The 18,547-nt window shown below is 69.8% G+C and carries 18 protein-coding genes; 10 read left to right on the forward strand and 8 right to left on the reverse strand.

Going from position 1 to position 18,547, the window contains the following annotated elements:
• Nucleotides 1-2: 2 nt before the first annotated feature.
• The 4 genes from A4R43_RS33655 to A4R43_RS33670 all read right to left on the reverse strand — a co-directional run bounded on the left by A4R43_RS33655 (nucleotide 3) and on the right by A4R43_RS33670 (nucleotide 4,388).
• Nucleotides 3-1,067, reverse strand: coding sequence for a 2-oxoacid:ferredoxin oxidoreductase subunit beta (locus A4R43_RS33655; protein ID WP_113695773.1), 1,065 nt, complete (start codon nucleotides 1,065-1,067; stop codon nucleotides 3-5).
• The gene (locus A4R43_RS33660) at nucleotides 1,064-2,983 is read right to left on the reverse strand and encodes a 2-oxoacid:acceptor oxidoreductase subunit alpha (protein WP_113695774.1); all 1,920 of its coding nucleotides are present in this window, start codon (nucleotides 2,981-2,983) and stop codon (nucleotides 1,064-1,066) included. The genes A4R43_RS33655 and A4R43_RS33660 overlap by 4 nt, the downstream gene beginning before the upstream one ends.
• 177 nt (nucleotides 2,984-3,160) lie before the next feature.
• Entirely contained in the window at nucleotides 3,161-3,934 is a 774-nt protein-coding gene (locus A4R43_RS33665) for an enoyl-CoA hydratase (protein WP_113695775.1), read from the reverse strand.
• A 7-nt stretch (nucleotides 3,935-3,941) separates the two neighbouring features.
• On the reverse strand, nucleotides 3,942-4,388 hold the full coding sequence (locus A4R43_RS33670) for an Lrp/AsnC family transcriptional regulator (protein ID WP_113695776.1): 447 nt from the start codon (nucleotides 4,386-4,388) through the stop codon (nucleotides 3,942-3,944).
• Between the two features lie 137 nt (nucleotides 4,389-4,525).
• Here A4R43_RS33670 and ddaH point away from each other — a divergent pair, with 137 nt between their 5' ends.
• On the forward strand, nucleotides 4,526-5,320 hold the full coding sequence (ddaH, locus tag A4R43_RS33675) for a dimethylargininase (RefSeq protein WP_162788881.1): 795 nt from the start codon (nucleotides 4,526-4,528) through the stop codon (nucleotides 5,318-5,320).
• A gap of 71 nt (nucleotides 5,321-5,391) precedes the next feature.
• Here the strand turns inward: ddaH and A4R43_RS33680 are convergent, their stop codons facing one another.
• The 4 genes from A4R43_RS33680 to A4R43_RS33695 all read right to left on the reverse strand — a co-directional run bounded on the left by A4R43_RS33680 (nucleotide 5,392) and on the right by A4R43_RS33695 (nucleotide 10,556).
• Nucleotides 5,392-7,452 carry a glycosyltransferase gene (locus A4R43_RS33680; RefSeq protein WP_113695778.1) on the reverse strand — a complete coding sequence of 687 codons (2,061 nt, stop codon included), beginning with the start codon at nucleotides 7,450-7,452 and terminating at the stop codon, nucleotides 5,392-5,394.
• Nucleotides 7,449-8,240, reverse strand: a complete 792-nt coding sequence (locus tag A4R43_RS33685; RefSeq protein WP_113695779.1) for a WecB/TagA/CpsF family glycosyltransferase — start codon at nucleotides 8,238-8,240, stop codon at nucleotides 7,449-7,451. The genes A4R43_RS33680 and A4R43_RS33685 overlap by 4 nt, the downstream gene beginning before the upstream one ends.
• Nucleotides 8,241-8,344: 104 nt before the next feature.
• Nucleotides 8,345-9,322 (reverse strand): TolB-like translocation protein, encoded by a 978-nt coding sequence (locus A4R43_RS33690; protein WP_113695780.1) that lies wholly within the window; start codon nucleotides 9,320-9,322, stop codon nucleotides 8,345-8,347.
• Complete coding sequence (locus tag A4R43_RS33695; RefSeq protein WP_236808446.1) at nucleotides 9,306-10,556, reverse strand: MFS transporter; 1,251 nt, start codon at nucleotides 10,554-10,556, stop codon at nucleotides 9,306-9,308. Before A4R43_RS33695 ends, A4R43_RS33690 begins: the two co-directional genes overlap by 17 nt.
• Before the next feature lie 137 nt (nucleotides 10,557-10,693).
• Here A4R43_RS33695 and A4R43_RS33700 point away from each other — a divergent pair, with 137 nt between their 5' ends.
• The 9 genes from A4R43_RS33700 to A4R43_RS33740 all read left to right on the forward strand — a co-directional run bounded on the left by A4R43_RS33700 (nucleotide 10,694) and on the right by A4R43_RS33740 (nucleotide 18,544).
• Nucleotides 10,694-11,530 (forward strand): glycosyltransferase family 2 protein, encoded by an 837-nt coding sequence (locus tag A4R43_RS33700; RefSeq protein WP_162788680.1) that lies wholly within the window; start codon nucleotides 10,694-10,696, stop codon nucleotides 11,528-11,530.
• On the forward strand, nucleotides 11,527-12,399 hold the full coding sequence (locus A4R43_RS33705; protein ID WP_162788681.1) for a DUF6492 family protein: 873 nt from the start codon (nucleotides 11,527-11,529) through the stop codon (nucleotides 12,397-12,399). Before A4R43_RS33700 ends, A4R43_RS33705 begins: the two co-directional genes overlap by 4 nt.
• Before the next feature lie 2 nt (nucleotides 12,400-12,401).
• Nucleotides 12,402-13,133: a class I SAM-dependent methyltransferase gene (locus A4R43_RS33710; RefSeq protein WP_113695784.1), complete on the forward strand. Its 732-nt coding sequence runs from the start codon at nucleotides 12,402-12,404 to the stop codon at nucleotides 13,131-13,133.
• Between the two features lie 102 nt (nucleotides 13,134-13,235).
• Nucleotides 13,236-13,664 carry a hypothetical protein gene (locus tag A4R43_RS33715; protein ID WP_162788682.1) on the forward strand — a complete coding sequence of 143 codons (429 nt, stop codon included), beginning with the start codon at nucleotides 13,236-13,238 and terminating at the stop codon, nucleotides 13,662-13,664.
• Nucleotides 13,665-14,300 carry a DUF3558 domain-containing protein gene (locus tag A4R43_RS33720; protein ID WP_113695786.1) on the forward strand — a complete coding sequence of 212 codons (636 nt, stop codon included), beginning with the start codon at nucleotides 13,665-13,667 and terminating at the stop codon, nucleotides 14,298-14,300.
• A gap of 30 nt (nucleotides 14,301-14,330) precedes the next feature.
• Complete coding sequence (locus A4R43_RS33725) at nucleotides 14,331-14,924, forward strand: DUF3558 domain-containing protein (RefSeq protein WP_113695787.1); 594 nt, start codon at nucleotides 14,331-14,333, stop codon at nucleotides 14,922-14,924.
• A gap of 79 nt (nucleotides 14,925-15,003) precedes the next feature.
• Nucleotides 15,004-15,750, forward strand: coding sequence for a hypothetical protein (locus A4R43_RS33730; protein WP_113695788.1), 747 nt, complete (start codon nucleotides 15,004-15,006; stop codon nucleotides 15,748-15,750).
• A gap of 11 nt (nucleotides 15,751-15,761) precedes the next feature.
• Nucleotides 15,762-17,126 carry an O-antigen ligase family protein gene (locus tag A4R43_RS33735; RefSeq protein WP_113695789.1) on the forward strand — a complete coding sequence of 455 codons (1,365 nt, stop codon included), beginning with the start codon at nucleotides 15,762-15,764 and terminating at the stop codon, nucleotides 17,124-17,126.
• On the forward strand, nucleotides 17,123-18,544 hold the full coding sequence (locus A4R43_RS33740) for a lipopolysaccharide biosynthesis protein (RefSeq protein WP_113695790.1): 1,422 nt from the start codon (nucleotides 17,123-17,125) through the stop codon (nucleotides 18,542-18,544). Before A4R43_RS33735 ends, A4R43_RS33740 begins: the two co-directional genes overlap by 4 nt.
• Nucleotides 18,545-18,547: the final 3 nt, after the last annotated feature.

Consider the following 18,547-nt stretch of genomic DNA (forward strand, 5'->3'; position numbering starts at 1 on the left):
CCTCAGACGACGGTCCAGGTGTCCTTGCCGTGCAGCAGGGACTGCAGGTCCGGCTGCTTCGCCGCCGCGGCCTGCGCCACCTGGGCGCGGGCCTGGTCGTCGTAGGTGGGCCGGGAAACCTGGCGCAGGATGCCGATCGGCGTGTGGTTCAGGTTCTGGTCGCCGATCCGCGACAGCGCGAACGCGTACGAAGTGTCCTCAATGGACGGATCGTGCACGACCAGGCTGTCCTCGCCGATCTCGCTGACCTTGGCCACCTCCAGGCCGCCCCAGCCGCTGCGCGTGACACCGAACTCGCCCTCCGGCCCGAACCGGATCGGCTCACCGGCCTTCAGCGGGATCAGCCGGCGCTGCGCCTCGTCCTTGTCCTTGAGCACCTCGAACGCGCCGTCGTTGAAGATCGGGCAGTTCTGGTAGATCTCCACCAGCGCCGACCCGCGGTGCTCGGCCGCGGCCTGCAGCACCTCGGTCAGCCCCTTGCGGTCGGAGTCCAGCGCGCGGCCGACGAACGAGGCCTCCGCGCCGATCGCCAGCGACAGCGGGTTGAACGGGGTGTCCAGGCTGCCCATCGGGGTGGACTTGGTGACCATGCCCGGCCCGGAGGTCGGCGAGTACTGGCCCTTGGTCAGCCCGTAGATCCGGTTGTTGAACAGCAGGATCTTCAGGTTCACGTTGCGGCGCAGGGCGTGGATGAGGTGGTTGCCGCCGATGGACAGCGCGTCGCCGTCACCGGTGACCACCCACACCGACAGGTCCGGCCGCGTGGTGGCCAGCCCGGTCGCGATGGCCGGCGCGCGCCCGTGGATCGAGTGCATGCCGTAGGTGTTCAGGTAGTACGGGAAGCGCGACGAGCAGCCGATGCCCGAGATGAACACGATGTTCTCGCGCTTGAGGCCCAGCGTCGGCAGGAACGACTGCACGGCGTTGAGCACCACGTAGTCACCGCAACCGGGGCACCAGCGGACTTCCTGGTCGCTCTTGTAGTCCTTGGCCTTCTGCGGCTCGTCGGTGGTCGGCACGCCGTCGAGGCCGCCGAGCGTGGGCAGGCCCAGATCGATCGCGGTCATTTGCCCTCGACCCCCTTGATGATGTCGGTGAAGACGCCCTGCAGTTCTTCGGCCTTGAACGGCAGTCCGGCGACCTTGGTGTAGGAGCGGACGTCGACCAGGTACTTGGCGCGCAGCACCATGGCCAGCTGGCCCAGGTTCATTTCCGGCAGCACCACGGTGTCGTAGGAGTTCAGGATGTCGCCGAGGTTGGCCGGCAACGGGTTCAGGTGCCGCAGGTGCGCCTGCGCGATCGGCATGCCGTTCTTGCGCACCCGGCGGCAGGCCGCGCCGATCGGGCCGTAGGACGAACCCCAGCCGAGCGCGAGCACCCTGGCCTTGCCGCCGCTCGGGTCGTCCACCACCAGGTCCGGCACGTCGATGCCGTCGACCTTGGCCTGGCGCAGCCGGACCATCTTGTCGTGGTTGTCCGGGTCGTAGGAGATGTGCCCGGTGCCGTCGGCCTTCTCCAGCCCGCCGATGCGGTGCTGCAGCCCGGCCGTGCCGGGGACCGCCCACGCGCGGGCGAGTGTCTCGGGATCCCTGACGTAGGGCCAGAATTCGCCGGATCCGTCGGTGGCGTTCGGCTCCTTGGCGAATTCGACCTGCAGATCCGGCAGGCTGTCCACGTCCGGGATCAGCCACGGCTCGCTGCCGTTGGCGATGGCACCGTCGGACAGCAGCAGCACCGGCGTGCGGTACTTCAGCGCGATCCGGGTGGCCTCGATGGCGGCGTCGAAGCAGTCGGCCGGGGTCTGCGGCGCGACCACCGGCACCGGGCTTTCGCCGTTGCGGCCGTAGAGCGCCTGCAGCAGGTCGGCCTGCTCGGTTTTGGTCGGCAGGCCGGTAGACGGGCCACCGCGCTGCACGTCGATGACCACCAGCGGCAGCTCGGTCATCACGCCGAGGCCGATGGTCTCCGACTTCAGCGCCACGCCGGGGCCGGAGGTGGAGGTGACGCCCAGCGCGCCGCCGTAGGAGGCGCCGAGCGCGGCGCCGATGCCGGCGATCTCGTCCTCGGCCTGGAAGGTCAGGATGCCGAAGTTCTTGTGCTTGGACAGCTCGTGCAGCACGTCCGAAGCCGGGGTGATCGGGTAGGTGCCGAGCAGGATCGGCAGCCCGGCCCGCTGCCCGGCGGCGACCAGCCCGTAGGCCAGCGCGGTGTTGCCGGTGATCTGGCGGTAGGTGCCCCGCGCCAGCTTCGCCGGGGCCACCTCGAAGGTGGTGGCGAAGGATTCGGTGGTTTCGCCGTAGTTCCAGCCGGCGCGGAAGGCGAGGATGTTCGCCTCGGCGATGTCCGGCTTCTTGGCGAACTTCTCGCGCAGGAAGCGCTCGGTGCCCTCGGTCGGCCGGTGGTACATCCAGGACAGCAGCCCGAGCGCGAACATGTTCTTCGCGCGCTCGGCGTCCTTCTTCGACAGCCCGGTTTCCTCCAGCGCCCCGCGGGTGAGCGTGGACATGGCCACCTTGTGCACCTGGAACGGCGCGAGCGTGTCGTCCTCGAGCGGGTTCGCGTCGAAGCCGACCTTGGTCATGTTTCGGCCGGAGAACTCGTCGGTGTTCACGATGACCGTCCCGCCATGTGGGACGTCGCCGAGGTTCGCCTTGAGCGCGGCGGGATTCATCGCGACCAGCACGTCGGGCCGGTCGCCGGGGGTCAGGATGTCGTAGTCGGCGAAGTGCACCTGGAAGCTGGAGACGCCGGGAATGGTGCCCTGCGGGGCGCGGATCTCGGCCGGGAAGTTCGGCATGGTGGACAGGTCGTTGCCGAAGGCGGCCGCCTCCGAGGTGAACCTGTCCCCGGTCAGCTGCATGCCGTCACCGGAGTCGCCGGCGAAGCGGATGACCACCCGGTCCAGCTTGCTGACCTCGGTCCGCCTGGCAGGCGACAGCGCGGTCGGTGCGTCTGCGCCGTTGCCGTTCGCACTCGTGCTCATGGGTCAGGGATTCCCTCTCTCCCGACTGGCAGTGCCTAGCACCGGGGATCTCACAATGCCGCCTCTACCTCAAGGCTACTTGGAGAGCTTCTGGTGTATCTCGTGGTGTGAGCCGACTTACCTGTGACTCATGGTAACAGTTACCGCCGGTATCCCCGCGTGGGCCCGATCACCCCGCTACTTGATAGCGCCCCGATCTGTATCGCGGCTAAGGCGCGACCGGAGTTCGCCGAGGCGCCTGGCGAACTCCGGGGATTCCAAAGAGTCCAGTTGGGGCGCTATCTCGATGTTGACCGCCGCCTCGTGCGACGGCTCGGCGGCGGTCGCGCGCATCGACGCCTTGGTCGCGATGACGAGTTCGCGAGGCGCGCCGGCGGCGGGCGCGGCCAGTTCCAGCGCGGCATCGATCAGTCGCCCGTGGTCACCGTCGACCGTCCGCATGGTGAGACGAGCGGCCTCGGCGGCGGCCGCGTCGAGCACTTCGCCGAACAACGTCATCGCGACCGCGCGCTGCCGTCCGACGGCCCGCTGGAGCATCCAGGTCATGCCGCCGCCCGGGTGCAGCCCGAGTTCGAGGAAGCGGGCGACGAACTTCGCGCGCGGACCGGCCAGCCGGACGTCGGCGGCCAGTGCCAGGTTGAGCCCGGCGCCGACGGCGGCACCGCCGACCGCGGCGATCGTCGGCAGCTTGCAGCGCGCGACCGAGAGAAAGCCCTCGTAGATCGCCCGCAGTCCGGCTTCCTTCGCTTCGCCCAGTGCGGAGAGGTCGGCGCCGGCGCAGAAGCCGGGCGGGGTTCCGGTGACCACCACGGCGTGGACGCCTTCATCGGCCTCCGCGGCGGCGACCTCGGCGGCCAGCCGCGCGGAAAGGTCCAGCGTGAGGGCGTTGCGGGTGTCCGGGGCGTCGATGGTGAGCACGGCGACCTTGCCGCGCTTCTCGCTGCGGATCATCGGTCCATCATGCGCCCGGGTTCGGCGGGCGCTCCAGCAGCCTCGACAACACCACGGTGGACACGGTCCGATCGACGATCTCCAGCCCGCGCAGGCGTTCCAGCGCGGTTTCCAGCTGGTGGATGTCACCGGCGCGCAGGTGCACGATGGCGTCGGCGGCCCCGGTCACGGTGTACGCGGCAACCACCTCGGGCAGCGGTTCGAGGCGCGCGCGGATGCGGGCCGGGGCGATGTTGCCCTGGCAGTGCACCTCGACGAAGGCCTCCGTGCCCCAGCCCAGCGCCTCCGGATTGACCACCGCGGTGAAGCCCTTGAGCACCCCGGTTTCCAGCAGCCGGTCGACCCGGCGCTTGACCGCCGGCGCGGACAATCCGACCACCTTGCCGATCTCGGCGTAGCTGGAGCGCGCGTTGGTCACCAGACACGAAACGATCCGCTGGTCGATGGTGTTCATTCGCAATGTTTAGCATGAATATGCGCAAGGAACGGCGATTGCTTGCACACTGAGGTCACCCTTACCTTGGCGCTATGACGGTTGTCGATCAGGCCATGCGGGCCTCGGTGCGCGTGCCGACCACACGCCGGTACCTGATGTGCGAGCCGCGGTACTTCGCGGTCGAGTACTCGATCAACCCCTGGATGGACCCGAGCAAGCCGGCGAGCGCCGAACGCGCCGTCGCGCAGTGGCGCGAGCTGCGGGACACCTACCGCCGCCTCGGCCACACCGTCGACGAGATCACCCCGCAGCCCGGCCTGCCGGACATGGTTTTCGCGGCGAACTCCGGCACCGTGATCGACGGCCGGGTGCTCGGCTCGCGCTTCCGCGCGCCGCAGCGGGCCGCCGAGGCCGAGCACTTCCGCCGCTGGTTCGTCGAGCACGGCTACCGCGACCTCACCATGCCGTCCAAGATCAACGAGGCCGAGGGCGACTTCGCCTGGACCGGGCGGCTGCTGCTGGCGGGCACCGGCTTCCGCACCGATCCCGAGGCACACGCCGAAGCGCAGGAAGTGCTGGGCGTGCCGGTGGTGTCGCTGCGGTTGATCGACCCGAAGTACTACCACCTGGACACCGCGCTCTTCGTACTGGCGGAGGCGACCGACAGCACCCCGGCGCAGGTGGCCTACTACCCGGCCGCCTTCTCCGCCGGCTCGCTGCGCGTGCTGCGGCGGCTCTTCCCGGACGCGGTCGAGGCGACCGACGCCGACGCCGAATGCTTCGGCCTCAACGCGGTTTCCGACGGCCGGAACGTGGTGCTGCCGGTGGAGGCCACCGCGCTGGGCGACCGCCTCGCCGAACGCGGCTACGAGCCGGTGTACGTCGACATCTCGGAGCTGCGCAAGGCGGGCGGCGGCCCGAAGTGCTGCACCATGGAGATTCGCAAGTAGCTAGACGAACACCAGGGCGAGGGCAAGCACGCTGACGGCCGCGAGCGCCAGCAGCAGCTTGCCCTCGCGGGTCAGGTACGGGCCCTCTCGGCGATTTCGGTGAGCGCCGCCGCACGGGAGCGCCACGAGTAGCCGGCGACCGAGGCTCGGAGCCGCTCCGGAGTGCACAACCCGCCCAGGCGCAGGCTCTCGCGGACCGCTTCGACGAACTCGGCGTGGCCCGGCGCCACCCGCACGCGGCCTTCGTACTTCGCCAGTTCGGCGAATCCCGTGCTGACCACGGGCCGCCCGAGCGCAAGATATTCCTTGAGCTTGACGGGGTTCGAGTGGTGAATCCATGGGTTGTCCTGCCAGGGCATGAGCGCGACGTCGAATCCGGAGCCGTACGCCGGAATGGTTTCGTACGCGCGGAAGCCCAGCCAGTACACGTTCGGGTACTTGTCGAACCGGTCCATGGGGTGGCTCGCATCGCCGATCAGCACCAGCGAGGCCTCCGGCAGTTCGGCGGCCACGCGTTCGAGCAGTTCGAAGTCGACCACGAAGTCGTCGAGCGCGCCGAAGAAGCCGAGCCGCGGCCCGGGGATCCGGCGCAGATCGGCGGGCTGCTCGGAGGCGGGCCGCGGCCGGAAGTGGTCGAAATCCACGCCGTGGTCGAGGAAGTGCGCGCGCTCGCCGGTCAGCGGGCGCTCCTCGTCCATCAGCGCCTGGCTGACGTAGAGCACGGCGTCGGCCTCGCGCAGCAGCCCGCGTTCCAGTTCCTCGATGGTCGCCCGGTCGGCTTCGGGGAAGTCGGAATGCCGGTCGGACCGGTTGAACACCAGCGACCGGCGGGCCATCGGCCGCACCACGTCCCACGCGGTCGGAATGGTCACCATCAGCACCGGCCGCCGCAGCCCGAGCGCGGCGCTGACCGCGCGGACCTGCGCGCGCACCACAACGGCGTTGATCCGGCGCAGCAGCGGGGAACCGTAGAACGGCAGCGGCAGCGGGGACATCACGTGGAAGTCCGGCAGCTCCGGCAGCGGCCGCCGCACCAGCATCGCCACGCTGCGCAGCTTCCGCAGGATCTTCCTGGTCACCTGGGTGCTGCGGCCGGGCGACGGCATGCGCATGCCGATGCTGTTGACCACCAGCACCTTCCGGTTCCCGGCGACCGCGCGCATCAGCTGGAAGTCCGAATGCGCCTTGTTGTGGTACCACCAGTCCTGCGCGGAAAAGCAGACGTAGCCGATGTCCGCGCCCGGCGGTGACGGCCAGCGCCGCCAGCGGAGGAGGTCACGCAACGCGAGCCGGTGCTTCGGCCCGCGGCGGATCCGCAGGAGTTCGTTGAGCACCACGGCGAACCACATGGCCAGCGCGGCGAGGCGGCCGGCACGCTGGCGTCGCAGGCGCACCCGGTTCGTCGTGGCCATCGACCAGAGTTCGGGTGAGGTCGACTGCTCGCCACCGAGGTGCGTGGCGGCGGCACGCGGCGCGAAGCGGACCGCGTAACCGGCATCGCCCGCGCGCAGCATGTATTCGGTTTCCTCCGAGTAGAGGAAGTAGCGCTCTTCGAGGCGGCCGGTCGCGGCCAGGCACTCCCGCGACACCAGCCACGCGGCGCCGGTCGCCCAGTCCGCGGTGCCCGGTTCGCGGTAGCGGCTGTGCCGGACGACGAGCTCCCCGAAGGCCGGGACGAGCCCGGCCCTGGTGCCGCCGAGCAGGGCTTCACCCAGTGCACGCAGGGCGGTCGGCTTCCGGCGCAGGGAGAACGCCGGGCGCCCGATCTTGTCCAGCAGCAACGGCACCGCGATGCCGGTGCCCGGCACGGTCACCGCGTCCCGCAGGGCCCGGATCGCGCCGGGTTCGAGGCGGATGTCCGGATTGAGCACCAGCACGTCGGCCCCACCGGCCGCGTCGATCCCGGCGTTCACCCCGGCGGCGAAACCGCGGTTCTCGGGCAGCTGGACGATCTCGGCTTCCGGGCAGGCGGATCTTGTGACGTCGAGCGTGTGGTCGCCGGAGTTGTTGTCCACCACGATGATCCGCGCGTTTTCGATGCCGTCCAGCGCTGTCCGTACCGACGCCAGGCACTCGGGCAGCACGTCCGCGCTGTGGTAGGTCACCACCACCACGGCGAGCGGTTCGGTCATCCCCTCACCCGCCGGAGGGCGGCCCCGGCCAGCAGGCGCAGGGCGAACGGCGCGTCGTCGACGAAGTACCGGCGGGCCAGCCGCTTCGGCTCCAGCGCCAGCCGGTGCAGCCACTCGCCGCCGAGGCGCTGGAGCCGTTCGGGGGCCCGGCTGAACTCGCCGGCGGCCATCGGGATCCCGGCTCCGCAGCCGACGTACCAGGCGTCGGGGTGCACCTCGCGCAATCGCCGGATCAGGTGTTCCTGCTTGGGAAAGCCGAGCCCGACCAGCACCAGGTCCGGGTTCGCGCCGCGCACGGCCTCGATCACTTCGGCCAGTTCGCCCGGGTCGCGCTCGAAGCCGAACGACGGCGAGTGCGCCCCGGCCACCTTCAGCGCAGGGTACCGCGCGGTCAATGCGTCGGCGGCGGCGTCCGGCACCCCGGGTTCGCCGCCGAGCAGGTAGACCGAGCGACCGGCGGCGGCCGCGGCGGCGGACAGCGAGAACACCAGCGAGGAACCGGTGACCCGCTCCGGCAGGTGGTCACCGGCGATCCGCGCGGCCCACACCAGCGGCATGCCGTCGGCGATCACCAGGTCCGCCTGGCCGATCAGCGCGGCGAGTTCGGGGCGGCGGGCGGCCGCGCGGGCGATGTCCACGTTCGCGGTGACGATCCAGCCGCCGTCCCCGCGGGTCCACGCGTGGCCGACGTGGTCGATGAGATCGGTTTCGGTCAGCGCCGCTATTTCCAGCACACCGACCTTTGCTCTTTCCGGACTAGTCCGAACGCCGACCAGCTCAGCAGTCATGCACGCCGCCTCGAATTCCGGGAGAAGGGAATTGCGCGACCGGGTGCGAATGCGGCCGCCGGGAATTTAGTCGACCGGGACCCGGAAACGTTACAGTGGTTCGTTCAGCGCAGCGGAACCGGTGAGGACGCGTCGGCGACCAGCAGTTCCGGCGGGGCCGAACCATCGGCGGGAACGGCGAAGACGGAAGATTTCCGACCGTCGCCGGGAACCTGTCCATAGGCCAACCGGGTGTCGTTCAGCCAGACCGCCTGGTCGTCGATTCCCGTTGTACCGGGCAGAACCTGCTCGTGACGGCTGGTCAGATCGAGTACCGCGAGTTCCCACGAACCCAGCCTGCCCACTCGCTTTTTGTAGGCCACTTTGGTGCCATCGGGTGAAAGTGACGGGCATTCGGGTCCAGGTCGCACTTCCTGCATGGTTCTGGTGGGCAGATCGCCTTTCACCAACCACGTTCGGTTCTGGGAAGAAACCGTCGCGTAGAAGGTGCGATCATCACCGGCGACCGTCACGCCCCAGTAATTGCGATCCGCCGAGAGCAGTGGTTCTCCGGCCACCGTGGTGGAGAAGTCCTCCAGTGACTCCACGAGTGCGCCCGTGCGCAGATCGAGCACCCCGGTGCGGGTGGAAAACCCGCCGGGAACCGCGTAGGAGTCACCGGTGACGAACGAGGTCCACGAGACGATCTGGCCGGAGGCCGAAACCCGGGCGCGGTTCGGGATCCCGGCCAGGCCCAGCGTGCGCAGGAGCCTGCCGTCCGCGCCGAGCACGGCGACCTCGTAGCTGGGGCCGGGCCCGGCCAGGCGCAGGCACACCGTGGTGCCGCCCGCCGAATACACCCGCTGGCAGCGTTCGGCGGTGTCCTGCCGCGGCCCGCCGGGATCGGCCATCCGCACCCGCTGCACCACGTCCCGGCCGTCGGACTGGTCGATGAACAGCAGGTCACCGGGCCCGGCCGCGCTCGCCGAGGCGCCGCCGCGCTCGCTCGCCGACGTCCAGAAGACGTACGCGCCCCCGGCCAGCACCACCAGCAGCATCGACACGATCCCGGCCGCCACCCGGTGTTCACGCAGCCAGCGCATCCGGCCTCCGACGTCGCAGCAGCAGCGCGGCCCCGGCCAGCGCGAGCACAAAGGCGGCCAGCACCAGCAGCACCGCCGCGCGCATGGACATCGCCGCCAGCAGGAAACCGAAGCCCACCGAGGAAAGCAGGCGCGCCACGGCCTGCCCGGTCTGCACCACGGCCAGCCCGCTCGCCCGCAACGGCTCCGGCACCAGCGGCCCGGCGCAGGCCATCAGCACGCCGTCGGTGGCCGCGTAGAACAGGCCGTGCCCGAGCAGCGCGGCGATCGCGACCGGGAAACCGCCGCCCGGCACCAGCAGCACCGCGTACACCCCGAGCAGCACCACGTGCCCGGCGAAGAACACCGGCCAGCGCCCGAACCGGTCGGCGGCCAGCCCCATCGGCACGGCCGCGGTGAGGAATACCAGCGCGGTGCCCAGCGGCAGCAGCGGCAGCAGTTCCAGCGGCACGCCGGAGGTCTTCTGCAGCACCACAAAAACGAAGGCGTCGCTGATGGTGACCAGGCCGAGCAGCCCGGCGGCGAGCGTGATCCGGCGGACGCGGCGGTCACGCAGCAACCCGGCGCAGGCACGCCACGACACCGGCGAGCGCGCCGGTTTTGGTGACGGCGGCACGTGCTCGCGGACGAAGGTGGCCAGCACGATGCAGCCCAGCACGGCAAAGCAGAAGCTGACCGCGAAAACCGGGGAAGCGCCGGTGCCCAGTTCCGCCAGGATCCAGAAAGTGACCAACGGGCCGAGCAACGCGCCGAAGGTGTCCATCGCCCGGTGCACCCCGAACGCGCGGCCGAGCCTGCCCGGCGGGGTGGCCAGCGTGATCAGCGCGTCGCGCGGGGCGGTGCGCAGGCCCTTGCCCGCGCGGTCGAAGGCCAGCACCCCGCCGATGCCCGCACCCGAGGCACCGGCCAGCGGAAAGGCCAGTTTCGCCAGCGCGGAGGCGCCGTACCCGGCCATGGCGACCAGTTTCGGGCGGCGCAGGCGATCGGACACAAAACCACCGAGCAGCCGCAGCATCGCCGTGGCCCCGTTGTACAGCCCGTCCAGCAGTCCGAACTGGACATAACCGAGCTGCAGCGTGTACAGCAGGTAGACCGGCAGGAACGCGGTGATCATTTCGGCGGAGACGTCGGTGAGCAGGCTGACCGCGCCCAGCGCGAACACCGTCGACGGCAGTTTTCCGCCGGTCACCGGCTTTTCGGTGACCGGTGGTCCGTTCCGCGTAGTGAGGTACACCAGCCGGCGCCTTTCGTCCGGCTGTTGCATCGATTATCGGGCGCGTGCCGTTATCGGCCGCCAGGTCTCGGATCGGCATCCTTCGTAACGGGCCGCCGAAACCTCCCGATTAGCCGGGCATGCCGGTTGCGGTGGTCGTGACCCACAACAGTGCCCGTGACCTTCCCGCGCTGCTCGCGGGCCTCGCCGAAGCGGAACTGCCCGCGTTGGTGGTGGACAACGACTCCGGCGACGGCTCCGCCGCCGTGGCCAGGGCGGCGGGGGCGCGGGTGGTCGAAACCGGGGCCAATCTCGGGTACGCGGGGGCGCTCAACGTGGCCTGGCGCCACGTCGGCGCCGACGACGCGGTGCTGGTGCTGAATCCGGATTCCACTGTGGACGCTGAGTCGGTGGCCGCGCTGGTGCGCGCGGCCGGGGAGGGAGTGGGCGTGGCGGTGCCGGCGCTCAGGACGGCGGACGGGGCAGTGGCCCGGTCGCGCCGCTTCGAGCCGTCCCGGCGGCGTGCGCTGGCCGACGCCCTGCTCGGCCGCCGGGCGGCGTGGCTGCCCGCCGGGTGGAGCGAGACGGAATGGGCCGAAAGCGCGTACCGGCCGGGGGCCGCCGATCCCGAATGGGCGTGTGGCGCGGCCCTGCTGATCACCGCGCGTTGCCGTGCACTGGTCGGGGACTGGGACGAAAGGTTCTGGCTGTACTCCGAAGAGGTCGATTTCTTCCGCCGCGTCCGCGCCACCGGCCTGCGCACGGTTTTTGTGCCCGAGGCCACGGTGGTCCACCGCGGTGGTGGTTCGGGCTCCGGGCCCGCGCTGACCGCGCTGCTCGCGGTCAACCGCGTGCGGTACTTCGCCAAATACCACGGGCGGGTCGCGGTCGCGATGTTCCGCTCACTGGTGGTGCTGCACGAACTCCTGCGGTTCCGCGACGCCGGGCACCGCGCCGCCTTGATGGCCGTACTGAGACGGGAATGCGCCGGATGACCGATTTTGCCGTGCTGACGCCGAGTTACGCGCCGGACGCGCCGCTGTTCGAAGCGCTGCACCGGTCCGTGCTCGACCACACCGACGCGGTGCACCACGTGGTGGTGCCGCCCGCAGATCGCGCTTTGTTTGCCCGGTTCGAGGGCGATCGGTGTCGCATTTGGACATACCCCGAGCTGCTGCCGAAGCGGTACCTGGCCACGCCGAAGGCGGGGATCTGGCTCAACGCGAGGCGGCCGTGGCCGCCGGTGCGCGGCTGGGTGCTGCAGCAGGCGGTGAAGCTGGCGGCCGCCGCGCGGTTCGACGTCCGTGCCGTGCTGATGATGGACTCCGACGTGGTGCTCGTCCGCCGCACCACGGCGGAAAGTTTCGCGGTCAACGGCCGGATCGGGCTCTTCCGCGCGGAGAACGCGGTGCACGCGGGCATGCCGCGGCACGTGCGCTGGCACGCCGTCGCGCGTGAGCTGCTCGGGCTGCCGCCGTCGCCGGGACTGCCGTTGCCGGACTACGTCAGCCCGTTCAACGTGTGGGAACCCGCCGTGGTCCGGTTGCTGCAGGAACGCATTCAGGAGGTCAGCGGCAAGAGCTGGCTGGACCTGTTCACCGGGCGGCTGCACATCTCGGAGTTCGTGCTGTATGGCGTGTTCGCCGACGAGGTGCTCGGTGGTGTGCCGCGGGTGCCGTCGGATTCGCTGTACTGCCACACCTACTGGGACACCACCCCGCTCGACGAAGCCGGTGCGCTGGAGTTCGCCGGCCGCCTCGCCCCGGACGCGCTGGCCGTGATGATCTCCGCGAAGTCCGGTACCTCACCCGAAAACCGGCACACGGCCCTGCGGGCGTGCGTGGCCGCGACCAGACAGGACTGAGCATGCGCGCATTCGGCTCCGAGGACTTCGCCCGCGCCTTCGAGCAGGTGGTGCTCGCCGGGCGGTGGCAGGAGGAACCGCGGTACTACCCGCGGTACCAGAGCAGGTACGAAGCCGTGCTGCACCGGTTCGCCGCGCTGGCGCCGGGCGAGCCGGTGGACGTGCTGGAGGTCGGCGGCGGGCAGCTGGCCGCGATGGCGCGGCACCTGTGGTCCGATCGCGCGACCGTCGCCGACATCACCGACGCGTGCTTCCCGACCCTGGCCGAGCAGGGCATCGAGACCTTCCGCTTCAACCTGGCGCTCGACGAAAGCGGCGGCGATCGCCGGTTCGACGTGATCCTGCTGTCGGAGGTGATCGAGCACCTGCCGGTGCCGGGGCACGTCGCGCTGCGGCGGCTGCGGGCCATGCTGCGCCCCGGCGGGCACCTGATCTGCACCACGCCGAACCTGTACCGGCTGCGGAACGTCGTCTACCTGGCGCTCGGGCGGCCGATCTTCGACCACTTCGACACCCCGGGCGATCGCGGCTGCGGGCACGTGCTGGAGTACTCGGCCGAGCACCTGCGCTGGCAGATCGAACGGGCCGGTTTCGCCGACATCGAGCTGGAACTGCGGGAGTTCGCGCACGTCCCGCACCGCCGCACGGACCGGCTGCTGATGCGCGTCGGCAAGCCCCTGCTGCGCGTCCCTCGCTTCCGGGACAACCTGCTCGCGACGGCCGTGGCGCCCTGATCAGCTGAACGGCGGACAAGCCCGGGCGGCGGCGTGTAAGTTACGTACGGCGTTCGGATGGTGACCCGTCGGTCGCCGATGGCCTCGGGGGAGGAGACCAGCTTGACCACGCCCGACACCCCACCCGGAAGCGGCGGCTTCCTGGACCAACTGGGCGACGCGGTTGGAGACCTGGGTAAACTGGCACATGCCACCGGCAGTTCCGCGGGGGCGCCTTCGGGTGGCTACTCGTTCGAACCCGATCAACTGAACGAAATCGCCCGAGAGTGGGATGACCTGGCGGAGGCCTACACGGGGGACATATTGCTAGCCGAGCGGCTCGCGCGGGTGGAGGGGCCTGGTGCCGAATACGCATCGGGGGACAACGCCCTGTGCGTACGTCAATCGGGGGAAGCGCTCCTGTCCGCGCTGTGGAGCCGGATCGAATACTGCCGGTCCCAGGCCGAGAAGTTTCGCGCGGCCGCCGGGCAATACGCCGAGGCCGAAGCCAGTGCCGGTGACCAGATCGGCAACCAAGGAGGTTCGCTCTAGATGCGCCGCTCGACCCGGAACCTGTGCTGGGCAGCCTGCCTGGTCCTGCTGCTCAGTGGCTGCGGAGGCAACGACGTGCCTGGCACGCCGACCGTGCCCACCGCGGGCGCGATCGAACCCTCACCGCCGCCCAGCGAACCAGCAGCAGATGTTTCCGGTGCCCCGAAGGTGGAGAACCCGCTCGACATCAGTGGGGCGGAAGCGCAGCCGTGCGAAATGCTCACCGATGCGCAGGTCACCGGCCTGCTCGGCACTGACATCAACGAGACCCGGGATGATCGCTCGGGCCCGACCTGCAGGTGGTACCGATACGGGTCTCAGTCCGCGTCGGTCGCAGTCGGGGTCCCGAATGTCACCGACAACGGTCTCACTGCGATCTACGTTGCGGCGAATGACCAGACGTACAAGTTCTTCAAGGAAATGACCCCCGTTCGGGGCTACCCGGCGGTGGCCTGGGGCACCAATGACGACACCATGACAAGGGGCGTGTGCAACGTTGCCGTGGGGACGTCCGACCGGGCCACCGTGGAAGCAACCGTGACGTTGTCGAAGCAGAACATCGGTACGAAGGATCCGTGTGAGGCGGCGCATCAGGTGTTGGACATGGTGATCGGCAATATTCAAGGGTCCAACTGACGAACCGGTAAGCGAGGGGGTTCGCTGTAGATGCGCCGCGTCACCTGGAGCGTGTTTTGCCTGGTGCTGCTGCTCAGTGGCTGCGGGGGCAAGGACGTGCCTGGTAAGCCGCTAGCGGGGTCGGTCGAAGCGGGGGTTCCCGGGTTTGGTGCGCCGAAGGTGGAGAACCCGCTCGATACCAGTGGGGCGGAAGCGCAGCCGTGTGAAATGCTCACTGATGCGCAGGTCACCGGCCTGCTCGGCACTGACATCAACGAAGTCAGAGGCGACCGCGGTGGCCCGGGTTGCCGGTGGTACAGCTACGAGTCGCAGGCCTCCGTTGCGGTCGACTTCCCGAAGATCACCGACAACGGCCTCACCGCCATCTACGCCGCAGCGAAGGACCACAGGTACAAGTTCTTCAAGGAAATGACCCCCGTTCGGGGTTACCCGGCGGTCGCCTGGGGCACTAACGACGAAACCATGACACACGGCGAGTGCCATGTCGCGGTGGGCACGTCGGATCAGTCGACGGTGGAGGCATCGGTGTCGTTGTCGAAGCAGAACGTCGGTACGAAGGATCCCTGCGAAGCCGCGCGTCAGGTGCTCGACATGGCGATCGGCAACCTCCACCGAACCCCCTGAGCAGCGGTAACGAATCCTCGCGAGGTGCGACTACACCAGTGACGCCTGGGCGCCCCAGGACCGGCTCGTGGAGGGGTAGATGGACTTCTGGGGATTCGTTCAGCTCGCCCGCAGGCGGTGGTACGTGGTACTGCCCGCGCTCGCGGTGGCGCTCGGGCTGACCGCGTTCACCTACCTCTCCATCCCCACCCGCTACAGCTCGTCCGGCACGCTGGTCCTGACCGCCCCCTCCACCGGTGCCAAGGTTTCCGCCGAGGACACCACCGGCTCCCTCACCAACCCCCTGCTCTCCTTCGACGGCAGCCTGGTCATCTCCGCGCAGATCGTCTCCCAGATCCTCAACGACCCCCAGACCAAGGAGCAGGTCGGCGCCGGGCCGGAATCGGGTAGCACCTATCTGGCCAACAACGGCCAGACCAACGGGCCCTTCGTGTTCGTCACCACCGAAGCCACCTCCGAACAGGAGAGCCGCGACCTGGTGGCACGGGTGCTGGAGCGGGCCAGGACCGAGCTGGACAACCGGCAGCGCGCCGTGCAGGCACCCGAGTCGACCTTCATCAAGGTGCAGGACCTGGTGCAGCCCACCCAGCCCGAACCGCTGACCGGCGGCAAGATCCGGTTCGCCGGGGCCGCGCTCGTGCTGTCGCTGCTGCTCACCCTCGCGGGCACGTTCGCCTTCGACAGCGTGGCGCGCGCGATGCGGCGCCGTCGTGAGGAAGGGAAGGGCGAGCCCGCACGGCCGCGGCTGGAGAACGGGCAGCCGGACGACGACGCGACCGTTTTCATCGCGAGCGTCGGGCCGTTGCAGTCCGAGCCAAGACGCTGACGGAGACCGGCGTGCCGACCGCGCCCCTGGCCGAGCCGATCTGGAAGCGGATCGACGGCGCCGGGCTGGTGTGCGTCTACCTGGCGATGCTGCTGATCGTCCCGGCGCGCCTGGTCTTCTCCCGCATCCCGATGACGCTGGCGCCGACCATCGCCTTCGCCGCGCTGCTCGGCGTGCTGTGGTTGTGCAGCCAGCTGGTCGACACGCTCGGTGTGGCCAAGGGGCACAACGCACCCCGCGTCGCGCTCGCCTGCTTCCTCGCGGCGAACCTGATCACCTACGGCGTCGCGACCCGGCGGTACCTGCCCGACGACGAGCTGAACTTGGCCGACAGCGGGATGATCCGGATCACCGCGATGACCGCGCTCGGCGTTTTTGTCTGCGACACGGTGACCGTGCGCGAGCGGCTGAACCGCGTGCTGCGCGTGCTGGTCACGGTGATCGCGATCTGCGCGGGCATCGGGCTGGTGCAGTTCGCGCTGGACCTCGACCTGACGCAGTACCTGAACTTCCCCGGCCTGCGCGCCACCTCGGAGTACAGCAACCCGGAACGCGCCAGCTTCCGGCGGCCGTCCGGCACCACGAACCACCCGATCGAATTCGGCGTGGTGTGCGCGCTGGCGATCCCGTTCGCCGCGCACTACCTGTTCCGCGCGATGGACCGCGGCGAGCCGCGCTGGCTGTGGGCGCTGTGCCTGTGCGCGGTCGGCGGTGGCGCGCTGGTTTCGTTGTCCCGCACCGCGATCCTCAGCCTCGCGGTGGTGCTGCTGGTGGTGCTCGCCACCGTGCGCGGCCGGCGCAGGCTGGTGGTGGCCGGGATGTCGCTCGGCTTCGCCTCGGCCGCGGTGCTGGCGGTGCCCGGCCTGTTCGGCACGATCTACGCGCTTTTCGCCAACATCGACACCGATCCGAGCGTCACCTCGCGCACCGACGACTACGACGAGGCGTGGCGGCACATCGCGCTGCACCCGGTGTCCGGCCGCGGCTTCGGCACCTTCCTGCCGGACAAGTACCTGATCCTCGACAACCAGTACCTGATGACGCTGATCGAGACCGGCTGGATCGGGCTGGTCACCTTCGTCGGCATGTTCGTGGTGGGGCTGTACGCGGCGGTGCGGGTGTGCGTGATCAGCCGGAACCGCGAGCTGCGCAGCCTGGCGGGCGCGATGATCTCGGCGATGCTCATCGCGTTGATCTCGGCGGCCACCTTCGACCTGCTGAGCTTCAGCGTGATCGCCGGGCTCAGCTTCTTCTCCGTGGGGCTGTGCGGTGCGCTGCTGCGGATCGCGCGTGCGGAGAACCCGCCGCCGGCTCGGATCGGCCGCGTGACCTGGACGCAGAAGTTCAAGGCGAGCCTGAAGGCGGGAGCGGAATGACCACCCAGGACGAGGCGCCGCCGAAGGTCCGGCGGGCGCTGGTGCTGAGCCTGCTGAACACGGTGCTCGGCAAGTTCGGCGGGTTTTTCGTCTCGTTGCTGCTGGCCAGGTTGCTGGCGCCGGAGGACTTCGGGGTGTTCGCGGTGGCGCTGGTGGCCCTGCAGGCCGTGCTGTCGCTGAACGAGCTGGGCGTGAGCCTGGCGATCGTGCGGTGGCAGGGCGATCCACGCACGATCGCGCCGACGGTGACCACGATTTCGACGGTGTCCAGCGCGCTGCTGTACGCCGGGTGCTGGTTCGGCGCGCCCGCCTTCGCCGAGGCGATGGGCTCACCGGAGGCGGTGGGCGTGCTGCGATTGCTGTGCGTGTCGGTGCTCATCGACGGGGTCACCGCGACCGCGGTGCAGCTGGTGAACCGGGCGTTCCGGCAGGGCGCGCAACTCGCCGCGGACCTGCTGAACCTCGTGGTGACGTGCGGGCTGACGGTGACGCTGGCGCTCGACGGCGCGGGGGCGTGGAGCCTGGCGTGGGGGCAGCTGGCCGGGAACGCGTTGTCGGCGTTGATGTTGCTGAAGCTGGTCGACTACTGGCCGCGGCCGGGGTTCGACCGGCGGCAGGCGCGGGAACTGCTGGCGTTCGGGCTGCCGCTGGCGGCGGCGAGCTTTGTCGTTTTTGCCATGCTGAACGTGGACTACGTGGTGATCGGGCGGCTGCTGGACGTCACGGCGCTGGGCTTCTACGTGGTCGCGTTCAACCTGTCGAGCTGGCCGGTGAACACGTTTTCCGTGGTGATGCGCCGGGTTTCACTGGCGGCTTTCGCCCGGGTGCAGGACGAGGTGGCTACGCGCGGGGAGGCGCTGACGCGGCTGGCCGTGCTGCTGGCGGTGCCGACGCTGCCGGTGTGCGCGGCGCTGGGGGTGCTGGCCTTGCCCGCGGTGACCACTTTGTACGGGGCCAAGTGGGCCACGGCGGCGGCTGTGGTGCAGTTCCTGGCGATCCTGGGCGTGGTACGGGTTTTCGCCGAGCTGTGTTACGACTTCCTGGTGGCGCTGGGCAAGTCGCGGGTCTGCCTGTGGTTGCAGGTGGGGTGGTTCCTGGCGCTGGCGGTCGCGTTGCCGGTGGGCGCGTTGGTGGACGGCATCGCGGGGGTGGCGGCGATGCACGCGTTGGTGGCCGCGCTGGTGATCCTGCCCGCTTTCGCGTGGATGGTGCGGCGGACGGGCGTTTCGCTGCGGGCGTTGGGCGTGGCGTTGTGGCGGCCGGTGGTGGGGGTGGTGGCGATGGTGGTGGTGATGTTCGGCGTGCGGTTTGTCACCGAGCCGTCGGCGTTGCAGTTGTTCTTGGGTATTGGTCTTGGTTTGCTCGCCTACGTTCCCTTTGTGTGGCGGCTGCGTCACGTGCTGCGCGAATTGCGCTGACGC

The sequence above is a fragment of the Amycolatopsis albispora genome, assembly GCF_003312875.1.
Classification (GTDB): Bacteria; Actinomycetota; Actinomycetes; order Mycobacteriales; family Pseudonocardiaceae; genus Amycolatopsis; species Amycolatopsis albispora.

Bases quoted from the DNA above. Each gene is read 5' to 3' on its own strand.
- A4R43_RS33725 (WP_113695787.1), top strand. From the start codon at position 14,331: ATGCGCCGCGTCACCTGGAGCGTGTTTTGCCTGGTGCTGCTGCTCAGT.
- A4R43_RS33690 (WP_113695780.1), bottom strand. From the start codon at position 9,322: ATGCGCTGGCTGCGTGAACACCGGGTGGCGGCCGGGATCGTGTCGATG.
- A4R43_RS33740 (WP_113695790.1), top strand. From the start codon at position 17,123: ATGACCACCCAGGACGAGGCGCCGCCGAAGGTCCGGCGGGCGCTGGTG.
- A4R43_RS33710 (WP_113695784.1), top strand. From the start codon at position 12,402: ATGCGCGCATTCGGCTCCGAGGACTTCGCCCGCGCCTTCGAGCAGGTG.
- A4R43_RS33720 (WP_113695786.1), top strand. From the start codon at position 13,665: ATGCGCCGCTCGACCCGGAACCTGTGCTGGGCAGCCTGCCTGGTCCTG.
- A4R43_RS33685 (WP_113695779.1), bottom strand. From the start codon at position 8,240: ATGACTGCTGAGCTGGTCGGCGTTCGGACTAGTCCGGAAAGAGCAAAG.
- ddaH (WP_162788881.1), top strand. From the start codon at position 4,526: ATGTGCGAGCCGCGGTACTTCGCGGTCGAGTACTCGATCAACCCCTGG.
- A4R43_RS33670 (WP_113695776.1), bottom strand. From the start codon at position 4,388: ATGAACACCATCGACCAGCGGATCGTTTCGTGTCTGGTGACCAACGCG.
- A4R43_RS33730 (WP_113695788.1), top strand. From the start codon at position 15,004: ATGGACTTCTGGGGATTCGTTCAGCTCGCCCGCAGGCGGTGGTACGTG.
- A4R43_RS33665 (WP_113695775.1), bottom strand. From the start codon at position 3,934: ATGATCCGCAGCGAGAAGCGCGGCAAGGTCGCCGTGCTCACCATCGAC.
- A4R43_RS33680 (WP_113695778.1), bottom strand. From the start codon at position 7,452: ATGACCGAACCGCTCGCCGTGGTGGTGGTGACCTACCACAGCGCGGAC.
- A4R43_RS33705 (WP_162788681.1), top strand. From the start codon at position 11,527: ATGACCGATTTTGCCGTGCTGACGCCGAGTTACGCGCCGGACGCGCCG.
- A4R43_RS33655 (WP_113695773.1), bottom strand. From the start codon at position 1,067: ATGACCGCGATCGATCTGGGCCTGCCCACGCTCGGCGGCCTCGACGGC.
- A4R43_RS33660 (WP_113695774.1), bottom strand. From the start codon at position 2,983: ATGAGCACGAGTGCGAACGGCAACGGCGCAGACGCACCGACCGCGCTG.